At 64.3% G+C, this 17,451-nt stretch carries 17 protein-coding genes; 10 read left to right on the plus strand and 7 right to left on the minus strand.

Annotation, left to right across the window (positions count from 1 at the left end):
* Positions 1-103: 103 nt before the first annotated feature.
* The 4 genes from M0D43_RS15115 to M0D43_RS15130 form a co-directional block, all read right to left on the minus strand.
* Complete coding sequence (locus M0D43_RS15115) at positions 104-841, minus strand: endonuclease/exonuclease/phosphatase family protein (RefSeq protein ID WP_252165078.1); 738 nt, start codon at positions 839-841, stop codon at positions 104-106.
* Positions 842-890: 49 nt separating this feature from the next.
* On the minus strand, positions 891-1,706 hold the full coding sequence (locus tag M0D43_RS15120) for a thiol:disulfide interchange protein DsbA/DsbL (RefSeq protein ID WP_252162056.1): 816 nt from the start codon (positions 1,704-1,706) through the stop codon (positions 891-893).
* 91 nt (positions 1,707-1,797) lie between these two features.
* On the minus strand, positions 1,798-2,448 hold the full coding sequence (locus M0D43_RS15125; RefSeq protein WP_252162057.1) for a thiol:disulfide interchange protein DsbA/DsbL: 651 nt from the start codon (positions 2,446-2,448) through the stop codon (positions 1,798-1,800).
* Between the two features lie 93 nt (positions 2,449-2,541).
* Positions 2,542-3,339, minus strand: a complete 798-nt coding sequence (locus tag M0D43_RS15130) for a c-type cytochrome (protein WP_162300941.1) — start codon at positions 3,337-3,339, stop codon at positions 2,542-2,544.
* Between the two features lie 143 nt (positions 3,340-3,482).
* Here M0D43_RS15130 and yihA point away from each other — a divergent pair, with 143 nt between their 5' ends.
* Positions 3,483-4,106: a ribosome biogenesis GTP-binding protein YihA/YsxC gene (gene yihA / locus M0D43_RS15135; protein WP_252162059.1), complete on the plus strand. Its 624-nt coding sequence runs from the start codon at positions 3,483-3,485 to the stop codon at positions 4,104-4,106.
* Positions 4,107-4,498: 392 nt separating this feature from the next.
* A complete protein-coding gene (locus M0D43_RS15140; RefSeq protein WP_252162060.1) occupies positions 4,499-5,863 on the plus strand; it encodes a glutamate--cysteine ligase in 1,365 nt (454 codons plus the stop codon).
* Between the two features lie 186 nt (positions 5,864-6,049).
* Here the strand turns inward: M0D43_RS15140 and M0D43_RS15145 are convergent, their stop codons facing one another.
* Together M0D43_RS15145 and M0D43_RS15150 are read right to left on the minus strand one after the other, a co-directional pair.
* Complete coding sequence (locus tag M0D43_RS15145; protein WP_252162061.1) at positions 6,050-7,552, minus strand: ATP-binding protein; 1,503 nt, start codon at positions 7,550-7,552, stop codon at positions 6,050-6,052.
* Positions 7,549-8,268: a response regulator gene (locus tag M0D43_RS15150; RefSeq protein WP_010365575.1), complete on the minus strand. Its 720-nt coding sequence runs from the start codon at positions 8,266-8,268 to the stop codon at positions 7,549-7,551. Before M0D43_RS15150 ends, M0D43_RS15145 begins: the two co-directional genes overlap by 4 nt.
* Positions 8,269-8,406: 138 nt before the next feature.
* On the opposite strand from M0D43_RS15150, the gene M0D43_RS15155 reads away from it, so the two are divergent.
* The 8 genes from M0D43_RS15155 (at position 8,407) to M0D43_RS15190 (ending at position 15,520) form a co-directional block, all read left to right on the plus strand.
* Positions 8,407-9,507, plus strand: a complete 1,101-nt coding sequence (locus tag M0D43_RS15155; RefSeq protein WP_252162062.1) for a glycosyltransferase — start codon at positions 8,407-8,409, stop codon at positions 9,505-9,507.
* A 592-nt stretch (positions 9,508-10,099) separates the two neighbouring features.
* Positions 10,100-10,375 (plus strand): metal/formaldehyde-sensitive transcriptional repressor, encoded by a 276-nt coding sequence (locus M0D43_RS15160; protein ID WP_252162063.1) that lies wholly within the window; start codon positions 10,100-10,102, stop codon positions 10,373-10,375.
* A 64-nt stretch (positions 10,376-10,439) separates the two neighbouring features.
* Positions 10,440-11,549, plus strand: coding sequence for an S-(hydroxymethyl)glutathione dehydrogenase/class III alcohol dehydrogenase (locus M0D43_RS15165; protein WP_252162064.1), 1,110 nt, complete (start codon positions 10,440-10,442; stop codon positions 11,547-11,549).
* A gap of 68 nt (positions 11,550-11,617) precedes the next feature.
* Positions 11,618-12,193, plus strand: coding sequence for an S-(hydroxymethyl)glutathione synthase (gene gfa / locus M0D43_RS15170; RefSeq protein ID WP_252162065.1), 576 nt, complete (start codon positions 11,618-11,620; stop codon positions 12,191-12,193).
* A gap of 59 nt (positions 12,194-12,252) precedes the next feature.
* Positions 12,253-13,083: an S-formylglutathione hydrolase gene (gene fghA / locus M0D43_RS15175; protein WP_252162066.1), complete on the plus strand. Its 831-nt coding sequence runs from the start codon at positions 12,253-12,255 to the stop codon at positions 13,081-13,083.
* A gap of 662 nt (positions 13,084-13,745) precedes the next feature.
* Positions 13,746-14,075 (plus strand): ArsR/SmtB family transcription factor, encoded by a 330-nt coding sequence (locus M0D43_RS15180; RefSeq protein WP_252162067.1) that lies wholly within the window; start codon positions 13,746-13,748, stop codon positions 14,073-14,075.
* A 9-nt stretch (positions 14,076-14,084) separates the two neighbouring features.
* Entirely contained in the window at positions 14,085-14,300 is a 216-nt protein-coding gene (locus tag M0D43_RS15185) for a hypothetical protein (protein WP_046963268.1), read from the plus strand.
* Positions 14,301-14,389: 89 nt separating this feature from the next.
* Positions 14,390-15,520 carry a DUF4386 domain-containing protein gene (locus tag M0D43_RS15190; protein ID WP_252162068.1) on the plus strand — a complete coding sequence of 377 codons (1,131 nt, stop codon included), beginning with the start codon at positions 14,390-14,392 and terminating at the stop codon, positions 15,518-15,520.
* A gap of 356 nt (positions 15,521-15,876) precedes the next feature.
* On the opposite strand, the gene M0D43_RS15195 is transcribed toward M0D43_RS15190, so the two are convergent.
* Positions 15,877-17,286, minus strand: a complete 1,410-nt coding sequence (locus M0D43_RS15195) for an aminotransferase-like domain-containing protein (protein WP_260807340.1) — start codon at positions 17,284-17,286, stop codon at positions 15,877-15,879.
* Positions 17,287-17,451 lie beyond the last annotated feature (165 nt).

Genomic DNA, 17,451 nt, shown 5'->3' on the forward strand with positions numbered 1-17,451 from the left:
GTGCTCCCAACGAAAAACCGCCTGTGTTATCGCACAGGCGGTGTCGAGGGGACGTCAGCGGTCGAGTTCGCCGGTGCGAACCCGTCGTGATTTTTCTGGTTATTTAACTCAGCAATTGCCGTGGCACGCGGATATCCATCCCAACCGCAAGATGATCTGAGAACGCAGCAGGAATCGCTTCGGTATGTTCGATTACCAGGCTATCGCTGACCAGAATGTGGTCGATCGCCCGGTCCGGACGCCAGCTGGGAAAGGTGTGTACTTCGCAGCTTGGCGGTTGCAGACGGGTATGGCGATACAGCGACTGCATTTCCGGTCGATCGGCCATGCAATTGAAATCGCCCATCAGCATCGCGTTGGGATGGTCGGACAATAGTTCGGCGATGAAGGCCAGCTGCGCCATGCGTGAATTGGCGCCCAGCGACAGATGCGCCACCGCCACGGCCAGGCCATCGCGGCCTTCGCCGAATTTGGCCAGCAGGATGCCGCGCCCGCCGATGCGGCCGGGCAGGGCGTGGTCCTGCACTTCCACCGGCTCCAGCTTGCTCAGCAGACCGTTCGCACTGGAAGCCACCCCACCCATGCGGCGATTGGGTTGGTGACTCCAGTAATCGAAACCGGCGCGTTCGGCCAGATAGTGGGTCTGGTTGGTGAAGCCCGAGCGCAGGCTGCCGGGGTCTGCCTCCTGCAAGCCGACGATGTCGCGTTCGCCGACCAGCTTGGCGATGCTGTCCAGGCTGGTGCGCTTGCTGCCCAGCGGCAACGCATGTGACCAGCTTCGCGTTACATAGTCGCTGTAGCGGCGGGTGCTGGAGCCGGCCTGGATATTGGCGGTCAGCACCCGTAGGGTGCGCGATTCAGAAGCGTTCACGATGTTGCGTTCGCTCGACTCACTTGGCCAGCGTGGCGCGTTCGCGCGCGATCAGGTGATCGGCGATACGCAGCATGTCCGGGAAACTCTGGCCCTTGACCAGGTACTTGCCGTTGATGATCAGCGACGGCGTGCCGGTGATCTTGCTGCGAGTGGCGAACTGCTTGGCGCGGTTGGTCTTGGCCGAGACGCCGAAGCTGCTCATGGTGTCGATGAAGGTCTTCTGGTCCACGCCGTACTTGGCGTAGAACGCAGCGATGTCCTGCGCCGAATCCTTGCCGCGCTCGCCTTTGAGGGTCTGGTCGACGTGGATGGCCTTGTACAAGGCTTCGTGGGTCTTTTCCTGCACGCCCAGCGTTTCAGCGGCATAGAAGGCGCGGCCGTAGTCATCCCACGGGCCACCGAACATCGCCGGCACGTAGACAAAATGCACGTCCGACGGCAAACCGGCCTTCCACGGCCCGATCAGCGGCTGGAACGCGTTACAGGCTGGGCAGACATAGCCGAACACTTCGGCTACTTCGATCTTGCCGGCGGCCTGCTGATAGGGCTGGCCACCGTCGATGTCCAGATAATCGGTGCCGGCGACCGGCTCCGGGCCATTGGGCGCGCGCGGGGCAGCGCTGGGCGCGGCAGGTGGCGGCGTGGTTGCGCTTTCGCCGACTGCGGGCGGGGCGGCGGGGTCTGCGGCCGGCGTAGCGGCGGCAGGCGGAGGCGCCGTTTCGGCCGCTGGGGTGGTGGCGGCAGGTGCGGTGTCGGACGAGCCGTCCTGCGCCTTGCAGGCGACCAGGATCGGCAACAGCGCCATCAGCGTCAGGGCGAAGCGGGTCTTCATCGGATTGGATCTCCAGCGTGGGGCGAGAAAAGGGCCGGACGGCCGCGGGGCGCATGATGCCACGCGCGGCCGTCGCTGGCGGTTATGCGGTTCAGCGCTTGCCTGGCGCCGCGTGCTCGCGGGCGATCAGGTAGTCGGCCACGCGCAGCATGTCCGGGTAATTGCGCGCGCCGATCAGGTAGCGGCCGTTGACGATGATGGCCGGCGTGCCGGGGATCTTGCTGCGCAGCGCGAACTCGCGTGCGGCCTTGAGCTTGGCATCCACCGCCTCACTCTTGTAGGTCTCGATGAAGCGCTGCTGCGGGATTCCGTAATTGGCGTAGAACGCGGCCAGTTCTTCCGGCGCCACGTTCTGGGTCGGCACGGTCTGCTTTTCATGGATGGCGTCGAACATGGCACGGTGGCTGCGCTTGGCCACGCCCAGGATGTCGGCGGCGAAGTAGGCACGCGCAAACGCGTCCCAGAAGCCGCCGAAGGCGGCTGGCACCGGGGTGAAGCGCACATACGAGGGCTGCTTGGCCACCCAGGCCTCCAGCACTGGCTCGAAATGCGCGCAGTGCGGGCAGGTGTAGCCGAAGACTTCGGTCACTTCGACCTTGCCGGCCAGCGGCGCGTACGGTTGGCCGCCGTCGATCAGGGTGTAGTCCTCGCCTTCGACTGGGGCGGCTTTCTTGTCGGCGGCACAGGCCACCAGCGGCAATAGGAACAACATCAGCAGGGGCAGACGGGAAAGCAATTTCATGCGGGCTCCGTGGGGGCGAGGGGAGAGCGGGAAATGACGACGCCGGTCACGGGACCGGCGTCGTGAAGCGGTGTGGCAACGGCAGGTGTCGGCTTACGAGCGTGCAGGCGCTCCTGCAGGCGGCTGCGCCGCTGCAGCATCGTCGGCACGATCATGCAGGCCTTGCAGATAGCTGGCCAGCGCCTGGATCTCCTGCTCGGTCAGCGGGTGCGCTACCTGCGCCATGATATTGAACAGCGCCGGATTGCGCTCCTGGGTGGTGCCGGCCTGGTATTCCTTCAAGCGACGTGCCACGTAGTCGGCGTGTTGCCCGCCCAGGCGTGGATAGGCCGGGCCCGGATTGCCGCCGCCGGACGGCCCATGGCAGGCCATGCAGGCCGGCACGCCGCGCGCGATGTCGCCACCGCGGTAGAGCTTCTCGCCGACCTCGTAGAACTTCATGCCCTGGTAGGGACCCTCGGCAATCGCCGCATCGTCGGCGACACCAGCGGAAGCCTTCTGGGTAGCGAAGTAGGCGCCCAGGTCGCGCATGTCCTGCGCAGTGAGGTCCTTGACGAACGGCACCATCACCGCCGACATGCCGGTATTGCGCTCGCCGCTGGCAATCAATGCCACCTGATGCGCAACGTAGCGCTCGGTTTGCCCAGCGATACGCGGGTACATCGCCACGGCGGGATTGCCGTCCGGGCCATGGCAGGCCGCACATGCGGCGGCTTTGGTCTGGCCGGCCTTGGCATCGCCCCAGGTGGTCTTGGCCAGGTCCACCTCCAGCGGCGCAACGCGCACCGGCGGCGGATCGGGGATCGGCGTGACCGCCGATTGCGCAAACGCCACGGCCGCAATGACCGGCACGGCGAGGGCGGCGAGGACTAGCACACGAGCATGGCGCATCAGCTAAAGCTCCGTATGGACCCGGCCCGCGCGCGTTGGGTACTGGCAGTGGCAGGCGTGCTTCGATTATCGACACGCCTTTGCGCCAGGGTCAACGAACAGTGCAGCAAAACCGTCGGGCCCGAACGTGCGATCCTAGCGGGATGTCGCTCCTTATCGAACAAGCCCGCTACCACCTGTCCGCCCACAACGCCCGGCAATTGCCCGACGATGGCGGCTACGAGGTGGCCTTCGCCGGCCGCTCCAACGCCGGAAAATCCAGCGCACTCAATGCGCTGACCCGCCAGAATTCGCTTGCCCGCGTCTCCAAGACCCCTGGCCGCACCCAACAGCTGGTGTTCTTCCAGATCCAGCCCGAGCGCTATCTGGTGGATCTGCCCGGCTACGGCTACGCCAAGGTGCCGCAGGACCTGCAGGCGCACTGGCAGGCCTTCATCGACCGCTATTTCCGCACCCGCGAGGCGCTGCGCGGCCTGGTGGTAGTGATGGACATCCGCCATCCGCTAAAGGATTACGATCTGCAGATGCTCGGCTATGCGGCCGAACGCGGCCTGCCCGCGCACGGCTTGCTGACCAAGGCCGACAAGCTCGGCCGTGGCCAGCAGATGCAGACCCTGCAGAAGGTCAAGAAGGAAGTGACCTCGCGCTTCGGCGACAGCGTGACCGTGCAGACCTACTCCGGCGAATCGCGCCAGGGCGTGGACGAATTGCGCGGCATCGTCGGCGGTTGGCTTGGTCTGGATGTGGAAACCACCGCGGCCGAATGATGCCGTGCAACACGATTGTCAGGCACGTGTGGATGCCCAGCGCGTCGTCATCGCGGCAGACGTCGGTCTGCCATTTGCGTTCCCAGCGGAAGTGATCGGTGGGTCGCATCCGGAGCGATGCGCGGCCTGAGCATCGCGTAGGGCGAGCATTACAACGCTTGCCGTGATGATCGGATTGTGCCGGACAATGCCGGCGCTGCAGAACGCTCAGCTTGGTCAGGTTGATCCAGGTCACGCCATTGCTGCGATCGATGGCGGGCATGCATTGGTGGAAATCTCATGCCCCGTGGGTGTGGCCAATCCTTTCGCGTCGGGCGGGTATAGTGCGGGCCTTGCGGTGGCAGGGGAGTATCCCCACATCGTCCCACCCCTTCACGTTTGCGAGCCTGCCCTTGTCGAGTCCCAGCCACGTTGCCGAAACGCCGATCACCGAACGCGCGGAACTGGTCCAGGTCCTTGCCTCCGGCGAGAAGCCCAGTGCGGACTGGCGGATCGGGACCGAGCACGAAAAGTTCGGCTTCCAGCTCGACGACCTGCGCGCGCCGGCGTTCGAAGGTGAGCGCGGCATCCAGGCCTTGCTGACCGGGTTGACCCGTTTCGGCTGGGAACCGGTGCAGGAAAACGGCCATACCATCGCGCTGCTGCGCGATGGCGCCTCGGTGACGCTGGAGCCGGCCGGCCAGCTGGAACTGTCGGGTGCGGCGGTGGAAACCCTGCACCACACCTGCGTGGAAACCGGCACCCATCTGGACGAAGTGGCGCAGGTGGCCGGCGAGTTGCAGCTGGGGTTCCTGGGCATGGGCTTCCAGCCCAAGTGGCGGCGCGACCAGATGCCATGGATGCCCAAGGGCCGTTACCAGATCATGAAGAACTACATGCCCAAGGTCGGCTCGCTCGGCCTGGACATGATGACGCGCACCTGCACGGTACAGGTCAATCTGGATTACGCCACCGAAGCGGACATGGTGAAGAAGTTCCGTGTCTCGCTGGCGCTGCAGCCGATCGCCACCGCGTTGTTCGCCGATTCGCCGTTCACCGAAGGCAAGCCAAACGGCTACCTGAGCTATCGCTCGCACATCTGGACCGACACCGACGCCGATCGCACCGGCATGCTGGATTTCGTGTTCGAAGACGGCTTCGGCTACGAGCGCTACGTTGATTACCTGCTCGATGTGCCGATGTATTTTTCCTACCGCGATGGCGTCTATCACGACGCCAGCGGGCAGAGCTTCCGCGCCTTCATGCAGGGCAAGCTGCCGGCGCTGCCGGGCGCGTTGCCGACGCTGCGCGATTGGTCGGACCACATGACCACCGCATTCCCGGAAGTGCGCTTGAAGAAGTATCTGGAAATGCGCGGCGCCGATGCAGGCCCGTGGGATCGCCTGTGTGCATTGTCGGCATTCTGGGTGGGCTTGCTGTACGACAACACCGCGCTGGATGCGGCCTGGGATCTGGTCAAGGATTTCAGTCCGACCGAGCGGCACGCGCTGCGCGACGGTGTGCCCAAGCACGCTTTAGGCTTGCCGTTCCGCAATGGCACGGTGCGCGATCTGGCGGTGGAAGCAGTCAACATTGCCCGCGAAGGCTTGCGTCGCCGCGCACGCCTGAACCGCGACGGGCAGGACGAAACCGGCTTTCTGGATGTGATTGCCGAGATTGCCGAAAGCGGCGTCACCGCGGCCGAACGCAAGCTGGCGCTGTACCACGGCGCATGGAACGGCGATATCGACCGTGTGTTCCGCGAGTTTGCTTACTGAGCATGCGTTGGTAATGGCCGGCGCGCGTTGGCGCTGGCACACGTGGGTCCTCAGCGATTTGGCACCGATGCTGCTGCATTTGCGTTAGCTGATGCAGCCTGACATGCGGGCCATGGCGGGAACAGCCGTTCTTGGCTCAGCGCGGCTCCGGCCGCGCGGCGCGACAAACCGTCCTCCAACCCAATATCAGCGTCGCTCCGGCATGCAGGGCAGTCGTACGGTCACCCGTAATCCGCCGCGAGCGCGATTATCCAGCCGTAAGTCGCCGCCGTGCGCCAGCACGATGCTGTGCGCCACTGACAACCCCAGCCCGATGCCACCAGTGTCGCGATTGCGCGAGGACTCGCCACGCACGAACGGCAGCAACAGCTGTTCGCGTTGGGTGGGATCGATGCCGGGGCCGTCGTCGTCGATCCACAACACGCCGTCTTCGCCATCGCGCTGCAACTGCAGGCGGGCGCGCTTGCCGTATTTCAAGGCGTTTTCGAGTAGATTCATCACTGCGCGGCGCAATGCCAGCGGGTCGCCGTCCAGGGTGATTTCCGGGCCGGGCAGCAGCTCGGCGTCGGCGCCGATATCGGTGGCGTTGTCGACCACGCTCTCCACGAGCAAGCGCAGATCCAGCGGTGCGCGTTCGCCGCGATGACGATCGTTCTGGATGAAGTCCAGCGCTGCGGAAATCATCGCCTTCATTTCGTCGATATCGGCCAGCGCCTTGTCGCGCAGCGGGGGCTGCAGGCCATCCAGGCGAAACGACAGCCGCGCCAGCGGTGTGCGTAGGTCGTGTGCGATCGCCGCCACCATGTGGGTGCGTTCGTTGATCAGGCGGTTCAGGCGCGCCTGCATCGCGTTGAACGAATCGGCTGCGCGCACGATTTCCGGCGGGCCACTGCGTTGCAGCGCGGCGGCATCGGGGTGACGGCCCAGGCGGTCGGCGGCTTCGGCAAAGCGCTTGATCGGTGCCGACAGCGCCCGCGAAAACCACCACGCCAGCGGCACGTTGGCCAGCAGGCCGGCCAGGAACAGCAGCACCACATGGGTCTTGAACTCGCCCGAGAGGCGGCGACGCGGCGATTCCACCGTGCGCCAACGGCCGTCGGGCTGTTGCAGGGCGGCGGTGAAGCCGTCCAGTAGCGGGACGCCGGGGGTCAGGCGCTCGCTTTCCCAGGCGCCCGGCATCTCGTCCGCACGTAGCGGATTGCCGGGCAGTGCACCGGGCTGGCCGTCGCGCAGCCAGTCGTCCGCAAAGGGCGGCAGACGTTGCCCGTCAGGGCGGTCGTCGGCCACGCCATCGGCATCGGCGACGCGCTCCTGGGTGGACCACCGCTGGGGCGGGAGCATGCCCGGCTGCGGTGCTTGGCGATCGTTGGTGTTGCGATAAAACCGCACCTGCGCGTCGGGCACATCCAGCCAATGGGCAAGCAGCATTTCGGCGAATGGATCGCGCATCTGGCCTGTCGGCGGCATGGGAGCCTGCGCCGATTCATGCACTTTCAGGGTCTGGGTGCCGGCCGGCATGCGGGTGGATAACAGCGCCACCACTTCCGGTGGATGCACCGGCGGCTCATAGACGGGGGTGCGCATCACCAGCAGGGCGATGCCCACCGCCTGGGCGGTGAGCAGGGCCACCGCCAACAACACAAAGGTCCGCGCAAAGATCGACAGTCCGCGACGTGCCGGTTTGCTCACAAGCGCGAGACGCCCGGCAACAGCATGTAGCCCTCGTTGCGTACGGTGCGAATCAACTCGGTATGGACGCGCTCATTGATCTTGCGCCGCAGGCGGCTGATCTGGCTGTCGATGGCGCGGTCGTAGACGTCGGTGTCGCGGCCGCGGGCGTAGTCCAGCAGCTGGTCGCGGCTGAGCACGCGCTGCGGGTGCTCGACGAAGGTACGCAGCAGCGCGAATTCGCCGTCGGACAGATTGATGAAGATACCGGTGGGGTCGCGCAGGTCGCGGCGCACCACGTCCAGCCGCCAGCCGGCAAATTCGTAGACATTGCCGCGCTGGTCGGCCTGCTCGTTACTGGCCTGGCTGCGCCGCAGCAGGGCGCGCACACGGGCCAGCAATTCGCGCGGATTGCAGGGCTTGGCCAGGTAATCGTCGGCGCCGACTTCCAGGCCGATAATGCGGTCGGTGTCGTTGCCCAGCGCGCTGAGCATGATGACCGCCGGTGAACCGCGCTCGCTGGCCAGGGCGCGCGCTGCGCTCAGCCCGTCTTCTCCCGGCATCATCACGTCGAGTACGATGAGGTCCGGGCGGCGCTGCGCCATGGCGGTGCGCATCTCCGCCACGTTTTCGGCCATATCCACCTGGTAGCCGTGCGCGCTCAGAAATTCGCCGATCAGCTTGCGCAGGTCCGGGTCGTCATCAACCACGAGAACGCAGGGTTGTTGCAGGTCCATGGAGGTCATCGTCTGTGGCGCGGAGGTTGGCCCGCGCGAGGTGGTGGCTGCCAGATACATGGTGCTCGCAATTGCAAGGCTGGGAGCACGCATCATAATGATCCAATTTGTCAACCATTGGCACACGTGTAACGCACCATGACAGAACGGGACATCGCGCAGGAAGCCACGGCATCGACACTATGCCGCTCTACGGGTGCGTGCGCGCATGACAAGGCATTTCCGATGATGCGGGTGATCAGCCGCGACAACGGCGTGGGCCTGACCCGCGACATGGTGCTGATGGCCGAAACACTGCGCGCCGGCGGCGTGCCGGTGCAGGAAGTGGGATTCACCAGTCAGCGCCTGCACGACACCGGCCGCGAGGCGCGCCTGTGGGCTAGCCGTGCGCTGTTCGGGCGGGTGCCGCTACAGATCTTTTCCGAACGCGTGTACAAGCGCTGCCTGTCGCTAGGGCAGATCAACCTGCTGGTGCCCAACCCGGAATGGTTGCTGCCCAAGTGGCTGCCGCTGCTGCCGCGCTTCGATGCGGTGCTGTGCAAGACCCATCATGCCGAGCGGATCTTCCGCAGCCTCGGGTGCGCCACCCGTTTCATCGGTTTCACCAGTCCGGATCGGTACGACGCGCGCGTGTTCCGTCAGCGTGCCTTCTTTCACCTGGCCGGGCGCAGTACCGCCAAGGGCACGCGCGTACTGCTGGAGACCTGGCAGCGGCATCCAGAGTGGCCGCTGCTGACGGTGGTGCAGAACCCGCGCACCGCCGGCAAGCCGGTGGTGGCACCCAATATCGACCACCGCGTGGGATACCTGGACGATGCCGAACTGCGCCGCATGCAAAATGCGCACCTGTTCCATCTGTGCCCCTCCGAGGCCGAAGGGTTCGGTCATTACCTGATGGAAGCGCTGAGCGTTGGCGCGGTGACCCTGGCGACCGACGGCGAGCCGATGAACGAGCTGATCAAGCCCGAACACGGTGTCCTAATTCCCGTGGCCGAGGTGCGTCAGCGCCGTCTGGCATCGTATTACTACGTCGACGCGGCAGGCATCGCGCAAGCAGTGGAAACCGCCCTGGCATTGCCGCAGGCGCAGCTGGATCAGTTGTCGGCCAACGCACGCGCGTTCTACCAGGCCAACCACGCAGCATTCGCTGCGCGCTTTCGCCATGCGGTGCTGGCGTCGCTGCCGGAGCATGCCGTAGATCCTGTGGCTATCGTGGCGCCGGCCACTGTCGAAAACTGACGGCGTCAGCATTCGCGCTGCCACGGTCGGATCTGCTGCAGATTCCACCGCGTCAGCCGAAGACGGTATTCCACGCAAGTTGCATCAGCGCTGCGGATGCCGGCAAGCGCCGATACACGCCGACACGCGGCGCGCGGCGGCAAATCTGCAGCAAAGGAAGCCGCCAATCTCCCCTGAAAAATGCGCCACAGCCCGCGTCTGCCATCGGCATGCGGTGCGCAGATGCGTCATCCACCGCCACCGCCAACGCCAACGCGCTGATGCGGATAAGCCACGTCAGCGGCCAGCAACGGTGCGGACAACCGGCAAGGGTCAGGTTGCGGTGGCAACTGCTCGCAGGCATCGGTTGGGTCCATCCCTTGCGCGCATGCGGTGTGCGACGCGTCGGGCATTTCTGCGCAATGCAGGTGCTGCACTGCGGTTAACAGGTGGCCTGTCTGGGCCTGTTCCATCAGCGCGCAGTGACTACAGCGCCCCGCTACCAACGAATGATGGTGACCGCACTCGCCAGAGAGACAGCCAACAGGCGGCCAGCCATAGCTTTTTCGAAAGCAATCCATATACTGCCCCCCAGTATTCTGCCGGAGTCGCCATGCCGCATTCGCCGCACGAGAAAAAGCGAGCGCTAGCACGCGTGCGCCGGTTGCGCGGGCAATGCGCTGCGCTTGAGCGGGCGCTGCAGGCGGGTGCAGACTGCGCGCCTGTCTTGCAGCAGATCGCCGCGATCCGGGGTGCCGTGAATGGGCTGATGTCGCAGGTGCTCGAAGCGCATATCCGCGAAGATTTCGGACACGCCGCCGCATCCGATGCGCAACGCGCCGAGCGGGTGCAGGATCTGCTCGGCCTGGTCCGGTCCTATCTCAAATAAACCCCTCACCGGGCCGGTGCTTGCCGTGCCCGTCCTCGAACTTCATCGTCAGGAGCGTCATCCCATGAAATCCCGTGCAGCAGTCGCATTCGGACCCGGCAAGCCGCTGGAAATCGTCGAAATCGACGTCGCACCGCCGAAAGCCGGCGAAGTGCTGATCCGCATCACGCACACTGGCGTGTGCCATACCGATGCTTTCACGCTGTCTGGCGACGACCCGGAAGGCATCTTCCCGTCGGTGCTCGGGCACGAAGGCGGCGGCATCGTCGAACAGGTCGGCCAAGGCGTGACCAGCGTCAAGGTGGGCGACCACGTCATCCCGCTGTACACGGCCGAATGCCGCAAATGCAAATTCTGTCTGTCCGGCAAGACCAACCTCTGCCAGGCGGTGCGTGCCACCCAGGGCAAGGGGCTGATGCCCGACGGCACCACGCGCTTCTCCTATAACGGCGAGCCGATCTATCACTACATGGGCTGCAGCACCTTCAGCGAATACACCGTGGTGCCGGAAATCTCGCTGGCAGTGGTGAACCCGGAAGCGCCGCTGGAGAAGGTGTGCCTGCTCGGGTGCGGCGTCACCACCGGCATCGGTGCGGTGCACAACACCGCCAAGGTCAAGCCCGGCGAAAGCGTGGCCGTATTCGGCCTGGGCGGCATCGGTCTTGCGGTGATTCAGGGCGCGGTGCAGGCCAAGGCCGGGCGCATCCTGGCGATCGATACCAACCCGGGCAAGTTCGATCTGGCACGCAGCATGGGCGCCACCGATTGCATCAATCCGAAGGACTACGACAAGCCGATCCAGGAGGTCATCGTCGAGTTGACCGATGGCGGCGTGGACTTCAGCTTCGAGTGCATCGGCAACGTCAACGTGATGCGTTCGGCGCTGGAGTGCTGCCACAAGGGGTGGGGCGAGAGCGTCATCATCGGCGTGGCCGGCGCAGGCCAGGAAATCAGCACCCGTCCCTTCCAGCTGGTGACCGGGCGCGTGTGGCGCGGCTCGGCCTTCGGTGGTGTCAAGGGACGTACCCAATTGCCGGGCATGGTGGAGCAATCGATGAAGGGCGAGATCGACCTGGATCCGTTCATCACTCACACCATGCCGCTGGAAGAGATCAACGAAGCCTTCCACCTGATGCACGAAGGCAAGTCGATCCGTACCGTGATTCATTTCTGACCGTACGGCCAGGATCGGCGCGCGGCCGCTTCCGCGCACGTAGTACCCGAGACTCCGGGAGGGACGTAATGACTACTGTGTCGATTCATCCTTCGGTAGATGGTGGTGTTGCGCGAGGCGGCGCAGACGGTTTTCAAGGCGGCACGCTTGAATGCCACTGTGCCAGTAACAAGGTGACTGTCGAGGTCTCTGCGCAGACCGCGCATAACCACGCCTGCGGTTGCAGTAAATGCTGGAAACCCGACGGCGCGAAGTTCTCCGTGGTGGCGGTGGTCCCGCGCGACAAGGTCAAGGTCACCGCACACGAAGAAAAGCTGAAGGTCGTCGATGAAAGCGCGACGATCCAGCGCCATGCGTGCACCGGATGCGGCGTGCATCTGTATGGCCGGATCGAGAACAAGGACCACGCGTTCTACGGCCTGGATTTCGTGCACACCGAATTGTCGAAGCAACAGGGCTGGTCGGCCCCCGGTTTTGCCGCGTTCGTGTCATCCATCATCGAAACCGGCACGCCGCCGGAGCAGATGGATGGGGTACGCGCGCGCCTGACCGACTTGGGGTTGTCGCCTTACGACTGCCTGTCGCCGGCGTTGATGGATGCCCTGTCCGCACATGTGGCGCGCAAGAAGGGTCTGTTGCATTGATGGTCTAGCCCTGCGGCCGGCGATCCGGCTGCAGGGTTTTCTCTTCGTAAGGAATCGTCATGGAACGTATCGAACACCGCGCCTGTTTTGGCGGTTGGCAGGATGTGTATCGGCATCAGTCGCAGACCTTGAAGTGCAGCATGCAGGTGGGCGTATATCTGCCTCCCCAGGCGGCTGACGGCCCCTTGCCGGTGCTGTACTGGCTGAGCGGTTTGACCTGCACCGAGCAGAACTTCATCAGCAAGGCAGGGGCGCAGCGCTACGCCGCCGAGCATGGCGTGATCCTGGTCGCGCCCGACACCAGCCCGCGTGGCGACGATGTGGCGGATGCAGACGGCTACGACATCGGCAAGGGCGCGGGTTTCTACGTCGATGCCACGCAGGCGCCGTGGGCAGCGCATTACCGCATGTACGATTACGTGGTGAACGAATTACCAGCGTTGATCGAAGCGCACTTTGCCACCACCGGCGCGCGCGCGATCAGCGGCCACTCGATGGGCGGGCATGGCGCCTTGACCATTGCGTTGAAAAACCCGGGCCGTTACCGCAGCGTATCGGCGTTCTCGCCGATCGTGGCACCCAGCCAGGTGCCGTGGGGAGAGAAGGCGTTCGGACAGTATCTGGGCGACGATCGCGACAGCTGGAAGGCGTATGATGCCACCGCATTGATCGCGCACGCGCAGGAGCGTTTGCCGTTGTTGATCGATCAGGGTGATGCGGACGAATTTCTGGAAAACCAGCTGAAAACCGGACTATTCGAAGACGCTGCCAAGGCGGCGGCGTACCCGGTGACCGTGCGGATGCAGCCCGGGTACGACCATAGCTATTACTTCATCTCCAGTTTCATTAGTGAGCACATCGCGCATCATGCTGCGGCATTGCGTGGTTGATTGTGTGGTTGGGCGCGTAGCGGATCGTTGTCCCTTCTCCCCTCGGGAGAGGTGCCCCGCAGGGGCGGATGAGGGTACGAGCGAAGCCTGGTGGAGTTTGAGTGTACGTAGGCTTCGCCCCGTACCCTCACCCCAACCCCTTCCCCGAGCGGAGAGGGGTTGGGGTATGACAGTTGCAACAGGCAGTAGCGGCAAGATCGCTGTTTTTTTGCAGCGCTATTTACGGTCAGTGCAGTGCCGTCGCTAGCGTGCCAGGTGCAGCACAAGCTTTTCGCCTCATCCGTCCAACGTCCGGCCGGCGGCTGGCGCTTGTATGGCGTGAGAGGCCTATCTCTGGCGTCACTGCAATTGGCTTACAGCTGGAAACAGATTCACATAAAGCCTCCGTGCATAACGCCGCCATGCGCGATAGCACTTGCCCGCACCGCAGCTCGTGCGTACTTCATGCATGCGGCGTGTCCATGGCGCCCCCGGCTCGCGCCTGCGGCAGCGTGATGCAGTGCTTTGCACAGCGTGTGCATCAGTCAAGCAACCAGTGCGGACAGACAACGCCGGTCGCTTACCCATGCCGCCGGTAACGACTCCGCACTCCAGCATCGCGCTCATGCAAAAAGCCTCCCGCAACGCTTGACATGTCTGCACCTGTCAGATATTTCTGACGCATGAAAAGTGGTGGGGCAACGACAGGGGATCGACTGCTGGAGATTCTTTCGGCGCTCGATAATCCGCACCGACTGAGGATTATTGCGGCACTGCAAACCGGTGGCCGCAACTACATCAGCAGCCTGGCACGAGAACTGGGGATCAGCCGTCCGCTCCTGCATCTGCATTTGAACAAGCTCCAGGCCGCAGGTCTGGTGACCAGCCAGCCCGAGGTGTCGCATGACGGAAAAGCGCTCAACTACTTCCAGGTCAGCGCCTTTCGCTTGGAACTTTCACCTTCGGTCATTGCGGACGCAGCGACATCGCTGACCGACAAGACGGAAAAATAGGAGACGGCCTTGTCGGAGCATCTGTATCTTTTGACCATCTGCCTGCCGCTGGGCACGATCCTGCTGGTTTTCGGCATGCGCTATCTTGCTGCGATCAGGCAGGCCAAAGCGCAGCTGGATCACAACCAGGCCTACCGTGAGCTGGCCGAGAAAACGCAGGTTGCCTTGAACGATATGCGTATCCGCCTCGACGGTATCGAAAGAATTCTCAAGGACGTCGAATGATCGCGACCGAGACTGACGCCAGCGGTGCTGCAGTTTCTACCGCGTCGGGGCGGACTGCGAGCGGCGTGCCGCTCTGGCGGTTGTATGGCTTGCGCGCCGGCTATCTGCTGCTCGTGGTCGGCCTGGGTGTACAGGTCTGGCCGGGTATCGTGCTGCGCCACGGCAGCTGGGAACTGATGGAGGGCGTGGTGCAGTGCATGCTGGGAGCGATGGGGCTGCTGGCATTGCTTGGCCTTCGCTATCCGCTGAAAATGCTGCCGCTGCTGCTGTTTGAAATTGCATGGAAATCGATCTGGCTCGGCGTCGTCGCCGCGCCCCGGTTGCTGCACGACCGGATGGATGTCGGTACCTGGTCCACGCTATCGGCCTGCCTGCCTGCTGGTGGTGGTCTTTCCGGTCCTGATTCCGTGGGGGCACGTCGTCTCGACGTTCATTCGCATGCCCGGCGACCGCTGGCGTTGACTGCTTTCTCGCTTCGCCCCCCCCCAACCACTGGACACTCCATGGCGTACGACATTCAAGCTCGCCCGCAGTTCTATGCGCGCGTCGCTGGTGCGCTCTATCTCGCCGTCATCGTCCTGGGTGGTCTGGCAGAGGGCTATGTAGCGAACGCATTGGTAGTGCCTGGCGATGCCCAGGCCACGCTCCACGCCATCGTGCAGCATGCGCAGCTCTGGACGCTGGGGCTGGCTGCGAATCTGGTGGTGCCGCTGATCGCAGTGGCGCAGTTGTGGATCGAATACATGTTGCTGCGGCCTGCGGGGAGAGGCTTGGCGCTGTTGTTCGTGTTGTTGAATAGCGCATCGCTTGCGGTGGAGGCCGTCAGCAAGTTATTTCAGTTGATGGTGCTGCCGTTGGCTTCCGGCAGCACGTCGGCGGCCGATCCTGCGCATGGCTTCTCGCTGGCCGCGCTGGCGTTGCTGGGACATGAGATTGGCTTCAATATCGCGCTGCTGTTTTTCGGCGCTGCCTGCCTGGTCAGTGGCGCGCTGATCTGGCGATCGCGCTATCTGCCCAGGTTCGTTGGCGGATTGATGGTGTTGGCTGGGCTCAGTTATCTGGTGGCCTCGTTCGCCGAACTGCTGGCGCCTGCATTTGCCAAGCTGATCAATCCCGGCATTCTGTTGCCGGTTCTGGTCGGCGAGACGACGTTTTGTTTGTGGCTGTTGATTCGCGGAGTTGATCGGCGGCAGTGGGATGCCAGGGCTGCGCTGATGTAGACGCGATTGCCCTTCTCTCCTGGCGAGAAGGTGCTCTGCTGGGGCGGATGAGGGGGTGGGTGAAGCCTCGTGCAGTTGGAACATGCGAGTGCTTCGCACCGTACCCTCACCCCAACCCCCGCTCCGCGCCCCGGCCCGCGCTAGCGGCGCGGGCGCTCCAAGGCACGCGCGCCAGTGGCGCGCAAGCAGTGCCTTCTCGCCCCGCAGGGAGGGGGGCTCGCCACCGTGCATCTGAACGTTCGCGTCACGTAGGTGCGGCGATCTCGTTTTTTTGAAGTTGAAGTTGAAGTCGACGGCAAACGACAACGACAACGACAACGACAACGACAAATCGAACGTTGACGCCAACGACCAAGCTAACGCACCACCTGCGTCGCAAGCTTCGCCAACCGACGCATCGCGCGTTCCAGCGTTTCGTTCCATGGCTGGCCGCAGCTCAGGCGGAGATGATCTGCGTGGTCGCCACGGCTGGAGTACAGATGACCCGGCGAGGTGCCGATGCCTTGGGCCAACGCGGCTTCGAACAGGGCCTGGCCACTTCCACCATCGGGCAACTGCAGCCACAGCGATAAGCCGCCCGCCGGGTCGCCGACGCGTGTGCCCTGCGGCCAATGCCGCACGATCGCATCGCGCAGGCGCTGGCCGTTGTCGGCCAGGGTGCGGCGTAGCTTGCGCAGATGCCGTTCCAGATCGTGTTGCGCGAGATAATCGGCCAATGCCAGTTGCGGCAGGCTGGCGCTGCCAACGGTGGAAAAATACTTGGCGCGTACCAGTGCGTCGGTCCAGTCGCCGCCGAGCAGCCAGCCAACGCGCAGCCCGGGCGCCACAATCTTTGAAAACGAGCCGCAGGTGATCACGTTGTTGTGCGTGTCGAAATGCCGCAGCGGGTGTGGATGCTGACCCGACCAATCCAGTTCGCGGTAGATATCGTCTTCGATCACCACCGTGCCATGTCGGGCGCAGCTGTCGAGCAGTGCGCGCTTGGCGCTGTCGGGGGTGAGGCTGCCATTGGGATTGTTGAAGTTGGGCACCAGCACCGCTGCGCGCGCAGGCGTGCGTTGCAGCAGTGCATCCAGACGGGCGACATCGATCCCCGCGCCGGTCCGGTTGGGCACTTCCAGCACCTTGAGTCGCAAGGCGGCAACGGCTTGCAGGATGCCGTGGTAGGTGGGGGTCTCCACCAGCACCACATCGCCCGGCGTGGTCACCGTGCGCAGTGCCAGGCTGATGGCTTCTATCGCGCCGGCGGTGATCACCACTTCTTCCGCAACCACGCTGGTGGCGCAATGTGCGTAACGCTGCGTTATCTGCCGGCGTAATGCGGCGTTGCCCTGGGGCGGGGCATAGTCCAGTGCGGCAGTGCGGTGTCGACGCAACTGCCGCGCCAAGGCTGCGGCCAGCTGCGTGCCGGGCAGTAATGCAGGGGCCGGCGTGGCCGTATGCAGTGGCACCAGGTCGGTACGGGCGACGGTATCGAGCACGCGCTGCAGCGCGGGGTTGTCGATCATGCCCGGTTTGCGTTGCCGCGGTGCTCTGGCCGCGACCGGTGCGGTCGCGGCGATGGTGCGGACGAAGTAGCCCGAGCGTGGACGCGCCTGCACCCGTCCTTCGCGCTCAAGCTGCAGGCAGGCCTGCACGGCGGTGGCCACACTGACGCCATGGGTCGCAGCCAGCTGCCGGATCGACGGCAATCGCTCGCCCGCGCGCAGGGCGCCGGCCTCGATCCGCTGCCGCAACTGCGTCGCCAATGCCTCGTACAGCAACATGCGTCCGGCTCCATCTGTACTGGTCGATTTACAGGGTATCTGAATCTGTCATGGTCGCGCATGGCACTGCAGACTGAACGCGCCCGATGCATGCGTCGGGCCTCTGTCCTGCCTGTGAGGTCGATCGTGCCTATTGTCGATATCGCCGCTGTTGTTCTGGCTGGT

It is taken from the genome of Xanthomonas prunicola, assembly GCF_025266575.1.
In the GTDB taxonomy this organism is placed as follows: Bacteria; Pseudomonadota; Gammaproteobacteria; order Xanthomonadales; family Xanthomonadaceae; genus Xanthomonas; species Xanthomonas prunicola.

Bases quoted from the DNA above. Each gene is read 5' to 3' on its own strand.
- M0D43_RS15155 (WP_252162062.1), top strand. From the start codon at position 8,407: ATGACAGAACGGGACATCGCGCAGGAAGCCACGGCATCGACACTATGC.
- M0D43_RS15130 (WP_162300941.1), bottom strand. From the start codon at position 3,339: ATGCGCCATGCTCGTGTGCTAGTCCTCGCCGCCCTCGCCGTGCCGGTC.
- M0D43_RS15160 (WP_252162063.1), top strand. From the start codon at position 10,100: ATGCCGCATTCGCCGCACGAGAAAAAGCGAGCGCTAGCACGCGTGCGC.
- yihA (WP_252162059.1), top strand. From the start codon at position 3,483: ATGTCGCTCCTTATCGAACAAGCCCGCTACCACCTGTCCGCCCACAAC.
- M0D43_RS15125 (WP_252162057.1), bottom strand. From the start codon at position 2,448: ATGAAATTGCTTTCCCGTCTGCCCCTGCTGATGTTGTTCCTATTGCCG.
- M0D43_RS15195 (WP_260807340.1), bottom strand. From the start codon at position 17,286: ATGTTGCTGTACGAGGCATTGGCGACGCAGTTGCGGCAGCGGATCGAG.
- M0D43_RS15120 (WP_252162056.1), bottom strand. From the start codon at position 1,706: ATGAAGACCCGCTTCGCCCTGACGCTGATGGCGCTGTTGCCGATCCTG.
- fghA (WP_252162066.1), top strand. From the start codon at position 12,253: ATGGAACGTATCGAACACCGCGCCTGTTTTGGCGGTTGGCAGGATGTG.
- M0D43_RS15180 (WP_252162067.1), top strand. From the start codon at position 13,746: ATGAAAAGTGGTGGGGCAACGACAGGGGATCGACTGCTGGAGATTCTT.
- M0D43_RS15165 (WP_252162064.1), top strand. From the start codon at position 10,440: ATGAAATCCCGTGCAGCAGTCGCATTCGGACCCGGCAAGCCGCTGGAA.
- gfa (WP_252162065.1), top strand. From the start codon at position 11,618: ATGACTACTGTGTCGATTCATCCTTCGGTAGATGGTGGTGTTGCGCGA.
- M0D43_RS15150 (WP_010365575.1), bottom strand. From the start codon at position 8,268: ATGGACCTGCAACAACCCTGCGTTCTCGTGGTTGATGACGACCCGGAC.